The sequence below is a fragment of the Streptomyces sp. BYX5S genome, from assembly GCF_054724165.1.
Genome location: NZ_CM138829.1, coordinates 5,192,671 through 5,209,685, shown reverse-complemented (window position 1 = coordinate 5,209,685; position 17,015 = coordinate 5,192,671). Strand labels below are relative to the sequence as shown.

The window sequence follows — 17,015 nt, the reverse complement described above, 5'->3', positions numbered from 1 at the left end:
GATGTGCGTCGGAGGCGGGGCGGTCATGCGTATGGGCTTGGCCATGCGTTGAGCTCCTGCAGGGGCAGAGGCGTCCGGCGGACATCCAGCTTCGATCGGGCGTGCGTACGTGGGTTTTTGTCTGGATTTGCTCCAGCCGGGACCCGCCGTTCGGCACACAGGAGACTCGCAAAGACGTCCGAGGGTTGCACGAGAAAGCGGGGAAGTGGTCGTGAAGCCATGCAAGTTGGGTCAGAGGGGGAGCCGGCCAGGAGGAGGTCGGCCTCGGGAGCGCGTTCCAGTGCCTGGACGAGGTCCCCGTTTTGGTCTTCACCCGCCAAGATCCATAAGATCCGCCGATGATCATCAAACAACGGCTGGCGGCGAGCCTGTGCGCGCTGTTCGCCGCCCTCGCCGTCGGCGGCCTGCCACCCACCCAGGCGTACGCCGACGGAGCCGACGAAAGACCGGCGCCTCAGGTCGAACTCGTCCTGGACGCAAGCGGATCGATGCGCGCCCGCGACATCGACGGCGGCTCCAGGATGGCCGCCGCGAAGCAGGCGTTCAACGAAGTGCTCGACGCGACACCCGACGAGGTGGAGCTCGGGATCAGGACGCTCGGGGCCAACTACCCCGGAGACGACCGCAAGACGGGCTGCAAGGACACCGAACGGCTGTACCCGGTCGGCCCGTTGGACCGCACCGAGGCCAAGACGGCCGTGGCCACGCTTCAGCCCACCGGCTGGACGCCGATCGGCCCCGCCCTGCTCAAGTCCGCCGACGACTTCGGCCCCGGCGCCGGCGCCAAGCGCATCGTCCTCATCAGCGACGGCGAGGACACCTGTCAGCCGCTCGACCCGTGCGAGGTGGCCCGCGAGATCGCCGCCAAGGGCATCGGTCTGACCATCGACACGCTCGGGCTCGTCGCCGACGCGAAGACGCGCGAGCAGCTGTCCTGCATCGCGGACGCGACCGGCGGCACCTACACCGCCGTCCACCACAAGAATCAACTCTCGGACAAGGTCGGCCAGTTGGTGGACCGGGCGGCCGATCCGGTGGCCACGCCCGTGGCCGTCGACGGCGCCGCCGAGTGCGCCGACGCGCCGCAGCTCAAGGCCGGCCTCTACGCCGACCGCGAGAAGTTCGGTGAGCACCGCTTCTACCGCGTCGGCGTCGAACCGGGACAGGAGCTGCGCGCCTCGGTGAGCGTCGCGGCCGACCGCGCGGTCAACCAGGACTACGGTGTGCTGCTGCGCGCGTTCACCACGCACGGCCGGGAGATCGTGCGCGGGCAGGAGGCCGGGGACGGGCGCACCGACGTCCTCTCGACAGGCCTGCGCTACCCGAAGCCCGAACGCGACGACGACACGGACGGGACACGGGCGGAGACGGTCTGCCTCCAGGTCTCGCAGTCCTTCTCCGCGCCCGCCTCGGTGAAGACGACCCCCGGACTGCCGGTCGAGCTGACGGTCGACCTGGTGGACGGCCCGGACCAGGCGACCGACGCGGCCGCGTTCGGACTCGGCAACGGCTGGTGGCTGCTGGCCGCCCTGGTCGTGGTCGGCTTCCTCGCAGGTGTGATCTGGGGCTGGCTCTCGCGCTGGCGTGTCGCTGTTTGGAGGACGAACTGATGCCATTCGCAACGCTGTTGGGGCGTACGAGACGACTGGCCGGCGGCCTCCTGGTCGCCAGTGCCGCACTGCTGGCGCTGGCCGGGCCCGTCGCCGCGGACGAGGGCGAGGACACCGCCCAGAAGGCGCCGACGGAGGCGGGTACGTCGTTCCGTACGGCTGCGCAGATGCAGCAGGACCAGAAGGCGACGGCGAGCGCCTCGACGGGCGACTACCTGTACTGGTCGTTCCCGGCCGACGCCGGTCAGCGCCCCACGGTGAAGGCGACCGTGGAGCTGCCCGAGCCGCAGGCCCGGCACGGCGCGCAGGCATGGCGCATCGACGTCTACGACGGGCTGAGGCGCCGCCAGCCCTGCCAGTACGGCATGCAGGAACGTGCCGTTGAGGCCGGGGCGAACCGCGTGGAGCTCGCCTGCACGGTGCGTACGGTGCGCGCGTGGGCGGACGCCTGGAGCAACGACCAGCTGCCCGGCACCTACTACGTCCGCCTCACGACGGCCTCGCTCGCCGACGCCGACCTGGGTCAGCCGGTGACGGCGTCGCTGGAGGCCCACTCGAAGGACATCGGCGGCGCGGCGGCGGTCGACGGCAGCCTGTCCACCCCGCTGGTCCCGGGCACGACCGCCTCCGCCGAGCAGGCCGCACCGGCCGACGGCTGGGCCTCCGCCTGGTGGACGAGCCGCTGGCTGTGGACGGCGGCGGGTGCGGTGCTCGCGGCGCTGGCGGGCATCGGAGGCTACGCGCTGACACGAGGGGGCGGCCGCCCGGCGGGAGTCTGAGGGTGCCCTGCACCGAGTACGTCGTCCGCCGTGGTGGGAGCGGTGCGCTCACGGCTGGCGCGGGGCATCCGTGCGTGAGTGCCGGATGGTCTCGTGGGCCAGGCGGACGAGGGTGGCGTTGTCCGGGGCGGGGGTGCCGTCGGGAAGGTGGAGTACGTCTTCCAGGCCGATTCGGGTGTCCAGGCCGCGGGAGGCCGCGAGACGGAGGACGGGCCAGGCGGCGGTGTCTTCGCCGTGCAGGAGCACCGGCGTGGCGGCTGATCGGAGTTCGGCCAGCAGGTCGTCGGAGGCGTGGATGGCCTCCTGCGGGTCGTTCTCGGTGATCTCGGCCAGGATGCGCAGGACCCGGTGGGATCCGGGCCAGTCCATGAACCGCCGTGCCGCCGGCGTGCCCGAGTAGAGACCGGCTTCGATACCGACCCCCTGGTCCAGCAGAGCGGCGGCCACCTCGGTGGCGCCGTCCTCGTGCCAGTTGACGGACGCGTGGTCGGGGAGCACGGTCCAGGCCCGAACCTGCGCGGCGCGGACCCGAGGGTCCTCCGTGGCCCACGCACCGGTGGTGACCCCGACGGGCACGCCCGGGACCGCGGTCCGGACCGCGTCGACGGCGGCGGCGACGGCAATCGCGTCCAACGTGTCCCGGCCGTCGCCGTCCTTGGGGTGAAGATGGATGTCCTCGGCGCCGGCGGCGACAGCCCCGCGGGCCGCCGTCGCCAATTCGTCGGGGGTCACCGGGAGATGGGAGCACTCGGCGCGGATTCGGGCGCCGTTGAGGCAGGCCTGCAGCATTGCGTCATCCTTGCAGGTCGCGACACGGGAGACCTCCAGGAGCGCATCCGGACGCAGGCCTAGGTCGATCCCCACGGTGGGCAGGACCACGCTCGTGATGACCGTGTCGAAGGCGGTCTCGGGGGAGTTGAGCAGCCAGCACGTCGAGTAAAGGCCCTCTGCCGCAGGACCTGGGAGAGATTCGTGTTCAACCGTCGTTGGCAGACTGTCACCGCTGCCCTTCTCGGACTGCTGTGCGCGGCCTGCACCGCAGCGGAACACGGCCAGAACCCCAGCGGGACCGCGAGCGCCGCAGTGTCGGCGACACCACTGACCCAGCTGCCCGAACTGGCCGTGTCCCAGGACGCGTTCGCCGGCGTGGATGTCGAGCCGTCGCCACCCGAACGCCGTGTTCTGGGCGAGGTGCGGATGGGAGACGGCGCTCACATGCTCCTTTACACCCAGGGCAACCGGCGCGGAATCGTCACCTATGCGGACGCCGATTACCGCACGCCCGAGGCGCAGCTTCTGGCGGCGCCGCCCCGGTCGGCGGACGACGGCACGTCGCTCCTCCCGTACGGCCCTTACCTCCTGGCGTCGGACTCCGGCTCCGGAACGTCCTACGCCCAGCTCTCCCTCGCCTGCGGGCACCGTGCCATGGTCGTCGAGTACACCTCGTCCGACCTGAACCACGCACCCACCCCGCGCGGTGAGTCCACGGCCCGGGTCAGCGGGGACACGCTGTCCGTCGTCGCAGCGGACAAGGCGATCCGGGAAAGGATCCTGTCGAAGACCCCTGTGCCTCTGTAGCGGCAGGGTGGGGTGGTGGTGGGTGGGTGGGGCGATGGGGCGCAGGTTCGGACCCCGTCATCCGGAGTGTTCCGGCAGGGCTGTCGCGGAGGTCACTGTTGGTGTGCGGCCTGATCTGTATCCGGCCTCTGTGCAACGGTTCCGTAGTGATCGGCCGGGAGTCCGAGCGCAGCCCCAGGGCGAGCCTGGGCCTCTCGGAGGCGTGGAGTACTCAGCCGGACGGGGGCAGCGTGAAGCGGAAGGCGCCCTGGTCCGTGCCGAGTTGGAGCCAGAGACTGCCGGGGTGGGTGACGACGCGGAGGGCGAGCTGGGCGCAGTCCGGGCAGCGGCCCGTGAGGCCGGGATCGGGCCCGTAGACGTGCAGTTCGCCGACCGAGGACGGGGTGCGGCACGTCGGGCACGTCCACCGGGCGGTGGTGGGGTCGAGTACGAAGACCTGGGACAGCGGCCCGGCCAGGCAGTTGCCGTCGAGGTGGAGCGGAGAGCGCTGATTCACGGTGCATTCCTCGTGTCGCGGGCGGAGAAGGGCGGAGAAGGACGGACGCACAGCTCGTCACGGGTCAGCCGAACCGCTCGGTCCGGATCGTGTTCGGCGGATGTCCGAGGGACTGGAGGAGGGCTGCGGCGTGTTCGACGAAGCCGGTCGGTCCGCAGAGGTAGCAGCGGGTGTCCGGCGACATCGGCAGCCCGTCGAAGTCGTCCGGTGCGATGCGGCGTGCGGGACGGCCCTCGCCCGGGGGTGCCTGACGTGTGTAGAGGACCCGGATGTCCTCGGACCCGGCCGGGTCGGCGAGTTCCTTCGCGTACCAGAGGTCGTCCGGGGCGCGTACGGAACAGAGCAGCGCGCAGGGAGCGTCGGAGATCCCGGCCGCGCGCCGGGCACGGAGCATGGCCATGAGAGGGACGACGCCGCACCCGCCGGCGACGAGGAGCAGCGGCCCGCGCTCCTGCGGAGTCCATACGAACCATCCGCCCAGCGGCCCCTTGACCTCGACCTCGGCGCCGATGGGCAGGACCTCGTTCAGGTACGGGGAGACCTCTCCGTCGGGCGCGGTCTGGACGCCGAGTTCGACGGTGTCGCCGTCGGCGGGCGCCGCCAGGGAGTAGCTGCGGACGGCCTGGTAGCCGTCGTCCGCGGTCAGGCGCACGTCGACGTGCTGCCCCGGCCGGTGCCCCGGCCAGCCGGGCACATGGAAGCGGAGGGTGCGACCGGTCGCCGTCTGGTCCTCGCGGGCGGTCAGCCGTGCCCGGCGCCAGCCGTTGGTGGCGGGACGGCGGACCGCCGGGGTGGTCACAGGTCGCCCCGGTAGCGCTGCTCACGCCAGGGGTCGCCGTAGTCGTGATAGCCGGCCCTCTCCCAGAAGCCCGGCTCGTTGTCGTTCGTGAAGCGCAGTCCCCTGACCCACTTCGCCGACTTCCAGAAGTACAGGTGCGGGATCAGCAGCCGGGCGGGACCGCCGTGGTCCGGCGACAGCGGGTAGCCGTCGAAGGAGTGGACGAGCCAGGCCCGGCCGCCGGTGATGTCCGCACGGGGCAGGTTGGTGGTGTAGCCGTCGAAGGACTCCGCGACGACGAAGCCGGCGGAGGAGTGCACCGCATCGGTCAGGACGTCCAGGGAGACGCCCTGCCATCGGGTGTCGAACTTGGACCAGCGCGTCACGCAGTGGATGTCGACGACCGGTTGCTCCTGCGGCAGCGCCGTCATCTCCTCCCATGTCCAGCTCCGGCTCGCACCGGTCTCGCTGGTCACGGTGAAGGACCAGCGTTCCGTGGGCACGCGTGGGGTCGGACCTGCGGAGAGCACGGGGAAGGATTCCGTGGGGTACTGGCCCGGGGGCAGGCGATCCACGAGGCTTCGGCTGCTGCGGCCATGGAAGCCGGGCGACAGACTGGCCATGGGGACTGCTCCTCCCGTTGGAAGTCGGGCTTTCGCTCGCTCGTCGTCGAGGACGGACCGGGCGTGGGCGTCGAGGTGGTTGACGTGCTGGGGGAGCGGGGCCGCTCGCGAGCTGCCGGCACTGGGCTGGGCGCGAACGGCCCCGGAGGGAGAGGTGGGTGCCGTCAGAGCATTCGGGACCGTCAGAATCCTCTGGACGGCCGAACCGTCCCGGTGGGCAGGACTCCCGGGACATTCAGGGCTTCAGGACTTGAGGAACTCGATCAGGTCCTGGTTGAAGCGCTCCTTGTCGCCGGGCACCATCGCGATGCCGTGCGAACCACCCTCGTACACCTTCAGTACGGCGCCGGGGACGAGTTCGGCGGTCTTGCGGCCGGTCGCGTCGATGGGGACGACCTGGTCGTCGTCGCCGTGCACGACGAGCAGCGGGATGTCGAACTTCTTGAGGTCCTCGTGGAAGTCGGTGTACCCGAACGCGTCGACGCAGTTCACACCGCCCTCGATGGTCTGTGCCATCGCCATGTACCAGAAGGCGTCCTTGTTGCCCTGGGTGACCTTGTTGTCCGGCCGGTTCGCGGAGAAGAACTCTTCCGCGGTGTCCTTCCAGAACTGCGAGCGCTCGTTGAGGATCCCCTCCTTGATCGAGTCGAAGACCGATCCGGGCACACCTTCGGGGTTGTCCGGTCCCTGGATCATCAGGGGCGGGATCGCGGACAGCAGCACGGCGGACTTGATGCGCGAGGTGCCGTGCCTGCCGATGTACCGGGCGAGTTCGCCCCCGCCCATGGAGTGCGCGACGAGGGTGACGTCGTGCAGGTCCAGCGAGGTGAGCAGGTCGTTGAGGTCGTCGGCGAACGTGTCGAAGTCGTAGCCGTCGAAGACGGGGGTCGAGCGTCCGTGACCGCGGCGGTCGTGCGCGATGCCCCGGAACCCGGCATCCGCGACGGCCTTCAGCTGGTCCTGCCACGCGTCGCCGTTCAGTGGCCAGCCATGGATGAAGACGACCGGCCGGCCGCTTCCCCAGTCCTTGTAGAAGATCTCCACTCCGTCGCGAGTCTCGCAGAGAGGCATCGACGTCTCCGTTCAGTGGCGAATGGCCGGGCGCGGGACAGCGCACCGGCGGGAAACAGGGCACAGCCCAGTTCAAGAGGACGGGACAGCACGGCGCCGGCGAGTGGAACGCCTGGCGTGGCATGTGCCGTCGCACACGTGAGCCAATCCCCTTCTGCGGCGGGTCGCTACTTGACGCGTTCGAACACTGCTCCGTTCGAGCGGTAAATGGTTCGAGAGGTTTACGGGGTGGCGGCTCTCGCGGGCATTCCCGGTGGCGCGGCGATCAGTGATCAGTGATCAGCGGCCGCCGACTTCAGCGGCCTGTGCATCAGAGGCCAGGGGGGCGAGGAGTCAGTCTTCAGAATGCCGACGGACTTGCCGGTGAGCCTGGTGAGTCGGGTGCGCCCCGCACACCTTCCACCTGTCCGGTGCCGCGGACCCGAAGGCGGACATCGCGGCGATGATGCGCCACGCGGGCGACAGGCTCCAGCACGTGCACATCGCGGACTCCTTCAACCACAAGGGCTCGTCCGGGCTGCGCTACATCATGAACCCGCCCGGCACACCCGCCCGTGTCCACCAGCACCTCGACATCGGTCAGGGCGAGGTCGACTGGGACGCCTTCTTCGGCACGCTGCGCGAGCTGAACTTCGACGGCGTCGCCACGGCCTGCGTCTTCGCCTGGGAGGAACGGGCCCGCGAGTCCTCGGCGTTCATGCTCGACCGGATCCGAAAGGAACTCGTCGGATGAGGCTCGGCGTCTACACCGCGATCCTGCACGACCGGCCCCTGCGCGCCGCCCTGGAGACCATCGCGTCCCTGGGCCTGAGCGGAGCCGAGATCAACGCGGGCGGCTTCCTGCCCACGCCCCACCTCCCGGTCGACGACCTGCTGTCGGGGCGGCTCGCCCCGGCCGCGTACCTGAAGACCTTCAGTGCCACCGGGGTGGAGCTGACCGGCCTCAACGTCAATGGCAACGTTCTGGACCCCCACCCGGAGGCAGGCCCGCGCCATGCCGAGGACCTGCGGCGCGCGATCCGGGGGGCCGGGCTGCTCGGAGTCGACCGGGTGGTCGCCATGTCGGGGCTGCCCGCCGCCGAGCCCGGCGGCACGACACCCGCCTGGAACGTCAACCCGTGGCACAGCGCCTATCTGGACTCCCTGGAGTACCAGTGGGACCAGGTAGCCGTGCCGTTCTGGCGGGACATCGAGGCCCTCGCCGCCGAGCACGGCGTCCGGGTCTGCATCGAGATGCACCCGCACAACCTCGTGTTCAACCCGGCCACCCTCAAGCGCCTGGTCGAGCGGACCGGCGCCCGGCACATCGGCGCCGAAATGGACCCGAGCCACCTCTTCTGGCAGGGCATCGACCCCGTCGCGGCGATCGAGGACCTGGGCCCGCTCGTCTTCCACGCGGCGGCCAAGGACACGCGGATCAACGAGCGTTGCCGGGTCAACGGGGTCCTCGACGACCGGTTCACGCGGGTGACGCGGGATCCGGTCGCGCTGGGCGGCCCGTGGACGCTCAACAACTGGCCGACGGAGTCGAGTTGGGACTTCGTCGCGGTCGGCCGCGGCCACGACGAGCCGTTCTGGCGCGACTTCCTGGACGCCCTGCGCCGCATCGACCCGGACATGGCGGTGAACATCGAGCACGAGGACCAGGAGCTCGGACGCTTGGAAGGGCTGGAGGTGGCGGCCCGGACGTTGCGGGAGGCGAACGCCTGAGGAGGGGCGGATGGTTCGCGCGTCGGCCCGGCAGGGTCCCGTTCGCGCGGAGGAGCGGCGGAAGGGCGCCGGCGAGTGCCGTTGGCGTCAGACGCGCGGTGGCGCGGCCGGACCGGACGTCCGGCCGCGCCACCACGCGTCTGGCCACCATCCGTTCGATCTGCCTCAGGCGGGCGCACCGACCGCCGGTTCCGAGGCGTCGTCGGCCTCGGCGGCAGTGGTGGTGACAGGTGCATCGGACGGGGACGATGACAGCGGCCCGCGAACGTACTGCGCGGCCACGATCTCGTCGGCTTCCTCCGGAGTGGAGACGGCGGGCGCGGAGCCCTCCAGCGGCTGTCGCGCCGTTTCCTTGACGAACAGCACGGCGATCGCACCGGCCACGGCGGCCACCATGATGTAGAGCGCCGGCATGAGGTTGTTGCCGGTGGCGCTGGTCAGGCCCTCCATGACGAGCGGGGTGGTGCCGCCGAAGAGGGAGCCTGCGACGTTGAAGGAGATCGCGAGCGCCGAGTAGCGCACCTCCGTCGGGAACAGCGCGGGCAGCACGGCGGACATCGTCGCGAGGAACGTCAGCAGGCACAGCCCGAGCAGCAGCAGACCGGCGTAGATCGCCACATGCCCGCCCGTGCGCAGCAGCAGGAACGCCGGAACGGTCAGGACGACGAAGCCCGCCATGCCGGTGAGCAGCACCGGCTTGCGGCCGACGCGGTCAGAGAGAGCGCCCAGCGGGTGCACGAGACACATCAGCACGATCATCACGACGACGATGGCGACCAGTCCGGCGGTGGAGCCGTACTTCAGCTCGTCCGTCAGGTAGGTCGGCATGTACGACAGGAGGCCGTAGTCGGCGATGTCGTAGGCGGCGACGAGGACCATGCACAGCAGCAGCGCGCGCCAGTGGTCACGGAAGAACGGACCGAAGCGGAACTTCGGCCGGTCGGCGCCGCGCTCCTGCTCGCGCTCCAGCTCCTGGTAGGCCGGGGTGTCCTCCAGCTTGAGGCGCATGTACATCCCGATCAGGCCCAGCGGACCGGCGACCAGGAACGGCACCCGCCAGCCCCAGGAGGACATGGCGCCGTCGTCCAGAACGGTCGTGAGGATCGTGACCAGACCGGCCGCGCCCACGTATCCGGCGAGCGTGCCGAACTCCAGGTAACTGCCGAAGAATCCGCGCTTGCGGTCGGGCGCGTACTCGGCGATGAACGTGGCGGCGCCACCGTACTCACCGCCGGTGGAGAAGCCCTGGATGACGCGGAAGACGAGCAGCAGGATCGGCGCCCAGATACCGATGGCGGCGTACGAGGGCACCAGGCCGATGCCGAAGGTGCCGAGCGCCATCATCATCATGGTGAGGGACAGGACCTTCTTGCGGCCGATGCGGTCGCCGAGCGGTCCGAAGACGAAGCCGCCGACCGGCCGCAGCAGGAACGCCGCGGCGAACGCGCCGAAGGAAGCGAGGGTCTGGGCCGTCGGGTTGCCCGAGGGGAAGAAGACCTTGCCCAGGGTGACGGCCATGTAGGAGTAGATGCCGAAGTCGAACCACTCCATGGCGTTCCCGAGCATCGCGGCCTTCACCGCGCGCCGCACCACCGGCTCCTCGGTCACCGTGATGTCACTGCGTCGCAGCTTGGGATTGCGGCGCCGCTCGATCACCCGGAACAGCCCACGGTGCCGACGCACCGCCTCCGGGTTCCAATCCGGATCAGCGCCACTTGCAGCCTGCGTCGTCTCTGCGCTCACAGACGGTTTCCCTTCCACTGGCTTCCCGCCGGTGGACAGCGCGCCCGGCCGGAGCGGCGCCGTGCTGACGGGAAGGTTGAAACCTTCAGAACGCCCGCTTGCCCAGTGATCGATGTTGCATGCATCCAAAAAGATGGCGCCGCTCGGTGACGAAGGTCATGACGAGGTGAGGTGGTTACGCCCCTGCCTGTGCGGCGAACGGTTCCGCGTGCGTCGGCACCGATGCCACCAGAGCGATCCACGAACCGTCGGCGAAGGCGAGTTCGAGGCGTCCCCGCTGGGTGATGCCCCTGGGGTTCGCCCGGACCCCGGCCACCGCCGACCGGGGTGCTTCCCACTGGGGTTCGTACGCGCGCTTGAGCTGCCACGGCTTCGCCCGGTCCGCCAGGGCGAGCACACGGCGGTCGGTGAACGCGACCGCCAGCCGCGGGGAGGGAAGGTGCGCGGCGGTGCAATGCCTGACCAGGAACTGCCCCGCCTGACTTTCCCAGCCGCCGTGCAGCCCCTCTCCGTGCGCGGCGCGCGCCAGGCCGTTGTCGACTGCCTGCTCGGCGCCCTCCAAGGTGCGCTCGACGCGGGAGACGGGTTGGGGAGCGCTCGGTTGCAGGAAGCGTTGCACGGCCCCCGGCAACCGCAACTTGATCCGGCGTTCCAGATCGGATTCCCGCGGGGGCCGACGCAGCTGGCCCGGCATGTCCGGCACCCCTGGCGCGAGCTCGCACTCGCAGACGGCGATCAGGTGCTCGCCGGGTTGCAGGTGCGGCTCGACCTGGCTGCGGCATTCCTTGTTCATCGGGTACGTACCTCGGTCGGGGCGGACGGTCAGCCGAACCGGCTTCGTCGGCTGGAACGTTGGGGTGCAGGTCTACGAGGATCGTCCATGCGCGGCTCCCTCCGCGGACTCGCCCTTCGGTTCCTCCGGAACGTCACGCCACTTGCGCGGACGCCAGAACACGCCGGCGGACAGCCAGACCACCAGGCAGAGGGCGCCGGAGATCACCAGCAGCCCCGCGCTGTCGCCCTGTTCTCCGGAGCGGCCCCACAGGGCGATGCCGAAGCCGAGTTGTACGAGGGAGCCGGCCACGGAGAGCACGGCGAGCACGGTCCGGGTGGTCAGGCGGCGTCCGGGCGTGTTTCCGCCCTTGGCGTCGTGTCTGCGCGCCGCGCCGCGGATGCCGTGCCGGCGTTCGAGGAAGCCCCAGGTGATCCAGCACAGCAGACCGAGGACCGCCAGGATCCAGGTGAGGTTGAGGATGATGTCCATCCACAGCACGTGCGTGTAGTCGACGAACTTGCCGCTCGCCAGCTCCACGCCGTACGTGGACGGTTCCGTCGAAGTCGTCATCCGACACACATGGCCGCACAGTCCGGAACGACTCCTGTCACTTCGGTGGCGGTCGGCGTGCGCTCGGGGGAGCGGACACGGTTTGATGGTGGGGTCGGCCCACAACGGCTGAGGTCGGCATACGTGACTCGAAGGGAAACAGACCATGGCTACGGCTTCCGCACGCCACATCCTCGTCGCCACCGAACCCGAGGCGGAGCAGCTGAAGGAGCAGCTCGCTTCCGGGGCCGATTTCGCCGCGCTCGCCAAGGAGCACTCCAGCTGCCCGTCCCGGGCGCAGGGCGGTGACCTCGGCTCGTTCAGCCCGGGTCAGATGGTGCCCGAGTTCGACCAGGTGGTGTTCTCGGCGCCCGTGAACGAGGTCCAGGGCCCGGTGAAGACCCAGTTCGGCTGGCACCTCCTTGAGGTGACCAGCCGCCAGGACTAGGGCCTGTCGTTTGGATCAGGCCGGGCTCGCGGGGTCTGGCACGCACGCTCGCGGCGTTGTCGTCGGTTGCCGACGCTCCGCGTCGACGCCCTCCTCCGCCTTGCGATCGCACGCACCAGCCCCCGCTCCCTGATCCGGCCTGATCCAAACGACAGGCCCTGGGTCGACCACGCGCGGAACCGGGCCACCGGCGCCCCGCGGTCGTGGCCGAACCGAGGTGGCGGTGGCCCGCTCCGAGGTTTCAGGCCACGAGCAGGCGCAGGCCCAGTTCCGCCGCGTCGAGCGCGACGACGTCCCGGTTGCGCTCGGCCCACTGGCCCGAGGAGAGGTCGTCGCGCAGGTGGTTCACCGCCCGCCGCTCGGCCCGCGGTCCGACAGAGCCGCGATCTCCCGCAAGCCGAAGCCCAGCCGCCGATAGCCGAGCACCTCGCGCAGCCGTTCCACGTCGCCCGCCGAACAGGCCCGGTACTGGGCCGCCGTCCGCGCGGACGGCCGTACGAGGTCGATCTCGTCGTAGTAGTGCAGTGTGCGGACGCTCACGCCGGCAAGTTCGGCCGCGCGCCCCACGCTCAGGTGTTCCTCCACGCCACCGATCATGCGGCATCACGTCACGTGAGGGTCAAGACATGAGGGGCGAGCGCATCGCTCCCCGCTGCCATGCGCGATGTGCTCTCGACACCCGTTCTTACCCATGAGTAAGATCGCGCGTCAGCCGCTTCGCGCCCACCGGGAGGACCCTTGCCCCGCGCCCGTTCCCCGCACCTCCTCGCCGGCCTGTTCGCCGGGGCGGGTGCCGCGCACTTCCTGATGCCGAAGCCGTTCGACGCGATCGTGCCGCGTGCCCTGCCGGGACCGGCGCGCGCCTGGACCTACGTCAGCGGCGCGGTGGAGCTCGCGCTCGCCGCCGGGATCGCGCTGCCGCCGACGCGGGCCCGCGCGGCCTCCGCGGCGGCCGCGTTCCTGGTGGCGGTCGTGCCCGCCAACGCGCAGATGGCTGTCGACTGGCGTGACAAGCCCGCCCCGTTGCGGCGCGCCGCCCAGGCCCGGGTGCCGCTCCAGATCCCCCTGGTGCTGTGGGCGCGTCAGGTGTCCCGCGACGCTGCCGCCTGAGGCGACCGACCGTGCGGCTGCCCACACCATCCGCCCTGTCGGCGCTGGCCCGGAACGCGTTGCGCCGGTGTGCCCTCGACAAGGGCTCGGCGCTCGCCGCCACCTTCGAAGAGCGCTGGGCCGGGACGCCGGACGTGGCCGGGATCCGCACCACCAGGAACAACACGCTGCCGTTCCTCGGATCGTCCACCGGCACCCTGACGCTCGACGAGGGCACGCCGGCCGAGCGCGTGACGCGCCTGGCGGGGGATTTGCGGGCGTACGTCGCCCGGCGCCGCCACGTCACCGGCCGGATCACGGCGAACGACATCACCTTCACGGTCGTCGCGGACGAGGGCCGTACCGGCGAGGTCCTGGCGCTCTGGCGGTCGCTGAGCGCCGACGACCGGGTGACAAGCGCCGACATCCAGGACGCGCCGTGGAAGGAAGCTGCCGTCCGTCGGCGGATCGAGGCCGGAGCGGTCGATGCCGACGCGGCGTTGGCGGTGTTCAGGGACCTCCTCGCGGACGGCGGCAGGCACCGGTCGCTCACCGGAGTGACGGTCTTGAGGGTCACCGGACCGGGGCTGTTCGTGGAGACCGATTTTCACGACGCCTACCCGGCCGAGGCGATCGCCGCGTACGAGGCGGTTCTCGCCCGGTATCCCGTCACCCGCGCAACCCTGCGGCGCGACGCCGTGTCCGGCTCCGCCGCGACCATCGTCGTCACGCACAGCGCCGACGTCGCCCCCGCCGAAGAACTCGCCAGGACCGCGGCGCCGAACCTCGGCACCGCCGTCGAGGTCAGGGCCGGCAGCCATACGTGATCGCAGGCTGGACGAGGGGTGTCGGTGACGGCTCTCGGGTATCCACCCGTGCACGTAAAACAGGCACGAGACACTTCGTTGTCGAACAGTGAACGGGGGACCGGACAAGGGGTAAATCGGGAACCTGGCTGCCGGTTGGCGGGCTTAGGCTTCCAGCCATGGCATCCACCCCCAACCCGACCCACCCCCCGGTCCGGTTCGAGACGGCCGAGCGTGTCTGGCGGCTCGTCGTCGACGAGGCAGATCGTGGGCGTGCCGCGCCGGAGCAGGTGCGGCTGGCGTGTGTGCTCACGCTGGCCCGCGCGACCGGTGGGCGGGCCAGGGTGGGGGAGTTGCAGCAGGTCACCGTCGACGATGTCGACCTGGGGGCGGGCCGGGTCGGGGTGTGGCACACGCGACCGGGCCCGGCGGGCGGTTCCCGCTACCTGCGCACGTACCCGCTGGACGAGGCTTCGCTGACGGTGCTCGGCTGGTGGCTTCAGGCTCGGGAGCGGGTGATGCACGGGCCGATCGAGGGCGACCGGGTGCGGGCGTTGTTCGTGACGGTGCGGGCCGCGCACCGGCCGGACGGCACGCTGTACCACGTCGGGATGCCGATTCACCCGCGCGGCATGCAGCAGTCGTGGGACCGGCTGGTCGGCCGGCTGAATGCCCGTCATGCCGGGCAGGAGGGCTTCCCGTTGCCGCGCCGGTTCGAGCAGATGCGCCGCGCGTGGCGGTGACCGTGATCGACCTCGGGCCACCGCCGCGCACCTGGCATCCCGCGCGGGCTCAGCTGCCGAACACCGCCTCTACGAGCCTGTCCTGCGCCTTCACGAACGGCTCCGCCAGCGTCATCTCGGCGTCGTCCACGTAGTTGAGCGCGGCGGTCAGGGTCCTGCTGCCGTCGGCCGTGCTGTACATCAGGGCCGCGTGGCCGCCCTGCCCGCCGTTGTGGAAGAGGAGGGTGTCGCCGTCGGGGGCGGTCCGCTGGATGCGCAGGCCGAGCCCGAAACCGCTCACGGGGTGCGGCTCGGTCATCTCGGCGAGGAGCGGGGCGGGCAGCAGCTCGCCGCGGGCCAGCGCGGAGATGAAGAGGTGCAGGTCCCGGGTGGTGGAGATCATGTCGCCGCCCGCGTCGACCCAGGACGGGTTCTGGTGGCTGACGTCGACCGTGTGCCGGTGGCCGGCGTCCTCGTACCGGTAGTAGGCGTGGGCGTACGGCTCCGGGATGTCCTGCGAGGCGCCCGGCACCACCGTGCCCGTCAGGCCGAGCGGTTCCACGATCCGCTCCCGCGTCACCTCGGCGCACGACCGGCCGGTGACGTTCTCGACCAGCAGTCTGGCCAGGACGTAGTTGGTGTTGGCGTAGCTCCAGCTCGCGCCCGGCTCGAACCGCGGCGGCTTCGACAGCGACAGCCGGGCCAGGTCCTGCGGGCGGTAGGTGTGGAAGCGGTTGTCCACCCATTCCTTGCCCGCGATGGTCGAGGGGATCCCGGGGGTGACGGTGCCGTCCGCGTTGAACTCGCCGGTGTGGTTGAACACGCCGCTGGTGTGCTGGAGCAGCATGCGGACCGTGATCCGGCGGTCGAGGTCGAACCCGGGGAGGTGGTCGACGGCCGGTTCGTCGAGGCCGACCTTGCCCTCGGCCACCAGTTGCAGCACCAGGGTCGCGGTGAAGGTCTTGGTGTTGCTGCCGATACGGACGTGCCCGTCGGCCGGAGGCGGTGCGCTGCGGCCCAGCTCCGCCGTACCGGCGGTGGCGGCCCACATGCCCTGTTCGTCGTCCACCCGCAGCTGGATTCCGGTGATGCCGGAGTCCACGATCTCCTGGAGGAGGCCGCGCAGGTGCGGACGGTCCGGCCCGGCGGCGAAGTCGGCTGCGGTGCCCGGGGTCTGGCTCATGGTCGTCTCCTTCTGTTCCTCTGCCCGAGTGGCAGTACGAGGAGCGTGGTGCCTGCCCTAAGGTCAAGGTCAAGTCCCGTTGGACATACGGGTCGAGGGAGACGGGGAGAGTGGGGGCGGATGCGTGCCAAGGGCGGGCTCACCATCGGTCAGGCGGCGGCGTACGCCGGTGTCACCATCAAGACCGTGCGGCACTATCACCGGCTCGGCCTGGTCGCCGAGCCGGAGCGGGACACGTCGGGCTACCGGCGCTATGGTTCGGCCGAACTGCTCCGCCTCGTGCAGGCGCGCACCCTGGCCGGGGCCGGAGTGCCGCTCGCCGAGGTCGGTGAGCTGCTCGACGCGGAACCGCAGCGGTTCGCCGCCGCCCTGGACGACGTCCATCGCCGGCTCACCGACCAGATCGACGACCTGGTCGCGCGCCGCGACACACTGCACCGGATCGCGCAGGGCGACCGTGCCCTGTTGCCCGACCGGGCCTGCGCGGTCCTGGACCGCATGGCCGAACTCGGCTTCAGCGTCGACTACTTGGCCACGCAGCGGGAGGCGCTGGTGCTCACCCGAGCCCTTGTCCCGGAGATGTTCGACGCCTTCCTGACCCGGCTGGAGCACCTCCTCGACGATCCCGGGCACGTCGAGCTGACCCGGCGCGCCTGGGACGCGGCGTCCTGGCCGCCCGACGACCCGCGGCTCGACGAACTGGCGGCGGCGCTCGCGGAGAAGGTGCTGGCCGACCGTGCGCTGCTGGAGGCGGGAACAGGGCTGCGCGGCGGGTCCGACGGCGCGGCGCGTTACGCGCTGGTCAATCGCCACCGGGAGGACGACGCACCTTCCATCGCCCGGCTGAACGCGCTGGTCGAGGCGCGGTTGCGGGCGGCCGGTGTCGACTTCCCGCAGGGGTAGGGGCCGGCGATGTGATCGCCGTCATACCGGGAATGCCGTGCGCCGACGGGCCGTTGGGGGTTTTGTGCGTGCTACGTGCGCGCGCCGTCTTCCCGCCCACGGGGCCCGGCCCCGCCCATGACGTCGACCGACTCCTGCGAGGTACTGCCCCA

General features: G+C 70.9%; 18 protein-coding genes and 2 pseudogenes. 10 read left to right on the top strand and 10 right to left on the bottom strand.

What is annotated here, in order from left to right:
* Positions 1 to 338 precede the first annotated feature (338 nt).
* A complete protein-coding gene (locus ACYBSK_RS23830) occupies positions 339 to 1,610 on the top strand; it encodes a VWA domain-containing protein (RefSeq protein WP_460243253.1) in 1,272 nt (423 codons plus the stop codon).
* On the top strand, positions 1,610 to 2,389 hold the full coding sequence (locus ACYBSK_RS23825; RefSeq protein ID WP_460243252.1) for a hypothetical protein: 780 nt from the start codon (positions 1,610 to 1,612) through the stop codon (positions 2,387 to 2,389). Before ACYBSK_RS23830 ends, ACYBSK_RS23825 begins: the two co-directional genes overlap by 1 nt.
* A 48-nt stretch (positions 2,390 to 2,437) precedes the next feature.
* On the opposite strand, the gene ACYBSK_RS23820 is transcribed toward ACYBSK_RS23825, so the two are convergent.
* Positions 2,438 to 3,178 carry a 3-keto-5-aminohexanoate cleavage protein gene (locus tag ACYBSK_RS23820; RefSeq protein WP_460243251.1) on the bottom strand — a complete coding sequence of 247 codons (741 nt, stop codon included), beginning with the start codon at positions 3,176 to 3,178 and terminating at the stop codon, positions 2,438 to 2,440.
* A 183-nt stretch (positions 3,179 to 3,361) separates the two neighbouring features.
* Between ACYBSK_RS23820 and ACYBSK_RS23815 the strand changes: the two genes are divergently transcribed.
* On the top strand, positions 3,362 to 3,967 hold the full coding sequence (locus tag ACYBSK_RS23815; protein WP_460243250.1) for a hypothetical protein: 606 nt from the start codon (positions 3,362 to 3,364) through the stop codon (positions 3,965 to 3,967).
* 211 nt (positions 3,968 to 4,178) lie between these two features.
* Here the strand turns inward: ACYBSK_RS23815 and ACYBSK_RS23810 are convergent, their stop codons facing one another.
* The 4 genes from ACYBSK_RS23810 to ACYBSK_RS23795 all read right to left on the bottom strand — a co-directional run bounded on the left by ACYBSK_RS23810 (position 4,179) and on the right by ACYBSK_RS23795 (position 6,935).
* Positions 4,179 to 4,463, bottom strand: a complete 285-nt coding sequence (locus ACYBSK_RS23810; RefSeq protein WP_457479260.1) for a DUF6510 family protein — start codon at positions 4,461 to 4,463, stop codon at positions 4,179 to 4,181.
* A gap of 64 nt (positions 4,464 to 4,527) precedes the next feature.
* The gene (locus tag ACYBSK_RS23805; protein WP_460243249.1) at positions 4,528 to 5,262 is read right to left on the bottom strand and encodes a ferredoxin reductase; all 735 of its coding nucleotides are present in this window, start codon (positions 5,260 to 5,262) and stop codon (positions 4,528 to 4,530) included.
* Positions 5,259 to 5,864 carry a sulfite oxidase-like oxidoreductase gene (locus ACYBSK_RS23800; RefSeq protein WP_457479258.1) on the bottom strand — a complete coding sequence of 202 codons (606 nt, stop codon included), beginning with the start codon at positions 5,862 to 5,864 and terminating at the stop codon, positions 5,259 to 5,261. The genes ACYBSK_RS23805 and ACYBSK_RS23800 overlap by 4 nt, the downstream gene beginning before the upstream one ends.
* 243 nt (positions 5,865 to 6,107) lie before the next feature.
* Positions 6,108 to 6,935, bottom strand: coding sequence for an alpha/beta fold hydrolase (locus tag ACYBSK_RS23795; RefSeq protein WP_460243248.1), 828 nt, complete (start codon positions 6,933 to 6,935; stop codon positions 6,108 to 6,110).
* A gap of 382 nt (positions 6,936 to 7,317) precedes the next feature.
* On the opposite strand from ACYBSK_RS23795, the pseudogene ACYBSK_RS23790 reads away from it, so the two are divergent.
* Both ACYBSK_RS23790 and ACYBSK_RS23785 read left to right on the top strand, forming a co-directional pair.
* A pseudogene (locus ACYBSK_RS23790) lies at positions 7,318 to 7,668 on the top strand (TIM barrel protein); the annotation flags it as partial.
* The gene (locus tag ACYBSK_RS23785; protein ID WP_460243247.1) at positions 7,665 to 8,645 is read left to right on the top strand and encodes a sugar phosphate isomerase/epimerase family protein; all 981 of its coding nucleotides are present in this window, start codon (positions 7,665 to 7,667) and stop codon (positions 8,643 to 8,645) included. The pseudogene ACYBSK_RS23790 and the gene ACYBSK_RS23785, both read left to right, overlap by 4 nt.
* 165 nt (positions 8,646 to 8,810) lie before the next feature.
* On the opposite strand, the gene ACYBSK_RS23780 is transcribed toward ACYBSK_RS23785, so the two are convergent.
* The 3 genes from ACYBSK_RS23780 to ACYBSK_RS23770 all read right to left on the bottom strand — a co-directional run bounded on the left by ACYBSK_RS23780 (position 8,811) and on the right by ACYBSK_RS23770 (position 11,733).
* Positions 8,811 to 10,388, bottom strand: coding sequence for an MFS transporter (locus ACYBSK_RS23780; RefSeq protein WP_457479256.1), 1,578 nt, complete (start codon positions 10,386 to 10,388; stop codon positions 8,811 to 8,813).
* A 175-nt stretch (positions 10,389 to 10,563) separates the two neighbouring features.
* Entirely contained in the window at positions 10,564 to 11,181 is a 618-nt protein-coding gene (locus ACYBSK_RS23775; protein ID WP_460243246.1) for a hypothetical protein, read from the bottom strand.
* Positions 11,182 to 11,253: 72 nt separating this feature from the next.
* The gene (locus ACYBSK_RS23770) at positions 11,254 to 11,733 is read right to left on the bottom strand and encodes a hypothetical protein (RefSeq protein ID WP_460243245.1); all 480 of its coding nucleotides are present in this window, start codon (positions 11,731 to 11,733) and stop codon (positions 11,254 to 11,256) included.
* 145 nt (positions 11,734 to 11,878) lie between these two features.
* Here ACYBSK_RS23770 and ACYBSK_RS23765 point away from each other — a divergent pair, with 145 nt between their 5' ends.
* Positions 11,879 to 12,160, top strand: coding sequence for a peptidylprolyl isomerase (locus ACYBSK_RS23765; protein ID WP_457479253.1), 282 nt, complete (start codon positions 11,879 to 11,881; stop codon positions 12,158 to 12,160).
* Positions 12,161 to 12,529: 369 nt separating this feature from the next.
* Here the strand turns inward: ACYBSK_RS23765 and ACYBSK_RS23760 are convergent.
* Positions 12,530 to 12,727: pseudogene (locus ACYBSK_RS23760) on the bottom strand (MerR family transcriptional regulator); the annotation flags it as partial.
* 171 nt (positions 12,728 to 12,898) lie between these two features.
* On the opposite strand from ACYBSK_RS23760, the gene ACYBSK_RS23755 reads away from it, so the two are divergent.
* From ACYBSK_RS23755 to ACYBSK_RS23745, 3 genes are all read left to right on the top strand, one after another.
* The gene (locus ACYBSK_RS23755) at positions 12,899 to 13,270 is read left to right on the top strand and encodes a DoxX family protein (protein ID WP_460243244.1); all 372 of its coding nucleotides are present in this window, start codon (positions 12,899 to 12,901) and stop codon (positions 13,268 to 13,270) included.
* Between the two features lie 11 nt (positions 13,271 to 13,281).
* Positions 13,282 to 14,076 carry a hypothetical protein gene (locus tag ACYBSK_RS23750; RefSeq protein WP_460243243.1) on the top strand — a complete coding sequence of 265 codons (795 nt, stop codon included), beginning with the start codon at positions 13,282 to 13,284 and terminating at the stop codon, positions 14,074 to 14,076.
* Between the two features lie 158 nt (positions 14,077 to 14,234).
* Positions 14,235 to 14,798, top strand: coding sequence for a tyrosine-type recombinase/integrase (locus ACYBSK_RS23745; protein ID WP_460243242.1), 564 nt, complete (start codon positions 14,235 to 14,237; stop codon positions 14,796 to 14,798).
* A gap of 49 nt (positions 14,799 to 14,847) precedes the next feature.
* On the opposite strand, the gene ACYBSK_RS23740 is transcribed toward ACYBSK_RS23745, so the two are convergent.
* Positions 14,848 to 15,960 carry a serine hydrolase domain-containing protein gene (locus ACYBSK_RS23740; RefSeq protein WP_460243241.1) on the bottom strand — a complete coding sequence of 371 codons (1,113 nt, stop codon included), beginning with the start codon at positions 15,958 to 15,960 and terminating at the stop codon, positions 14,848 to 14,850.
* Positions 15,961 to 16,080: 120 nt separating this feature from the next.
* Here ACYBSK_RS23740 and ACYBSK_RS23735 point away from each other — a divergent pair, with 120 nt between their 5' ends.
* Positions 16,081 to 16,863 (top strand): MerR family transcriptional regulator, encoded by a 783-nt coding sequence (locus ACYBSK_RS23735; RefSeq protein ID WP_457479248.1) that lies wholly within the window; start codon positions 16,081 to 16,083, stop codon positions 16,861 to 16,863.
* Positions 16,864 to 17,015: the final 152 nt, after the last annotated feature.

What these genes read in the sequence shown, in the direction of transcription:
- ACYBSK_RS23830 (WP_460243253.1), top strand. Translation starts at nt 339, where the DNA reads ATGATCATCAAACAACGGCTGGCGGCGAGCCTGTGCGCGCTGTTCGCC.
- ACYBSK_RS23825 (WP_460243252.1), top strand. Translation starts at nt 1,610, where the DNA reads ATGCCATTCGCAACGCTGTTGGGGCGTACGAGACGACTGGCCGGCGGC.
- ACYBSK_RS23820 (WP_460243251.1), bottom strand. Translation starts at nt 3,178, where the DNA reads ATGCTGCAGGCCTGCCTCAACGGCGCCCGAATCCGCGCCGAGTGCTCC.
- ACYBSK_RS23800 (WP_457479258.1), bottom strand. Translation starts at nt 5,864, where the DNA reads ATGGCCAGTCTGTCGCCCGGCTTCCATGGCCGCAGCAGCCGAAGCCTC.
- ACYBSK_RS23795 (WP_460243248.1), bottom strand. Translation starts at nt 6,935, where the DNA reads ATGCCTCTCTGCGAGACTCGCGACGGAGTGGAGATCTTCTACAAGGAC.
- ACYBSK_RS23785 (WP_460243247.1), top strand. Translation starts at nt 7,665, where the DNA reads ATGAGGCTCGGCGTCTACACCGCGATCCTGCACGACCGGCCCCTGCGC.
- ACYBSK_RS23775 (WP_460243246.1), bottom strand. Translation starts at nt 11,181, where the DNA reads ATGAACAAGGAATGCCGCAGCCAGGTCGAGCCGCACCTGCAACCCGGC.
- ACYBSK_RS23770 (WP_460243245.1), bottom strand. Translation starts at nt 11,733, where the DNA reads ATGACGACTTCGACGGAACCGTCCACGTACGGCGTGGAGCTGGCGAGC.
- ACYBSK_RS23765 (WP_457479253.1), top strand. Translation starts at nt 11,879, where the DNA reads ATGGCTACGGCTTCCGCACGCCACATCCTCGTCGCCACCGAACCCGAG.
- ACYBSK_RS23745 (WP_460243242.1), top strand. Translation starts at nt 14,235, where the DNA reads ATGGCATCCACCCCCAACCCGACCCACCCCCCGGTCCGGTTCGAGACG.
- ACYBSK_RS23740 (WP_460243241.1), bottom strand. Translation starts at nt 15,960, where the DNA reads ATGAGCCAGACCCCGGGCACCGCAGCCGACTTCGCCGCCGGGCCGGAC.
- ACYBSK_RS23735 (WP_457479248.1), top strand. Translation starts at nt 16,081, where the DNA reads ATGCGTGCCAAGGGCGGGCTCACCATCGGTCAGGCGGCGGCGTACGCC.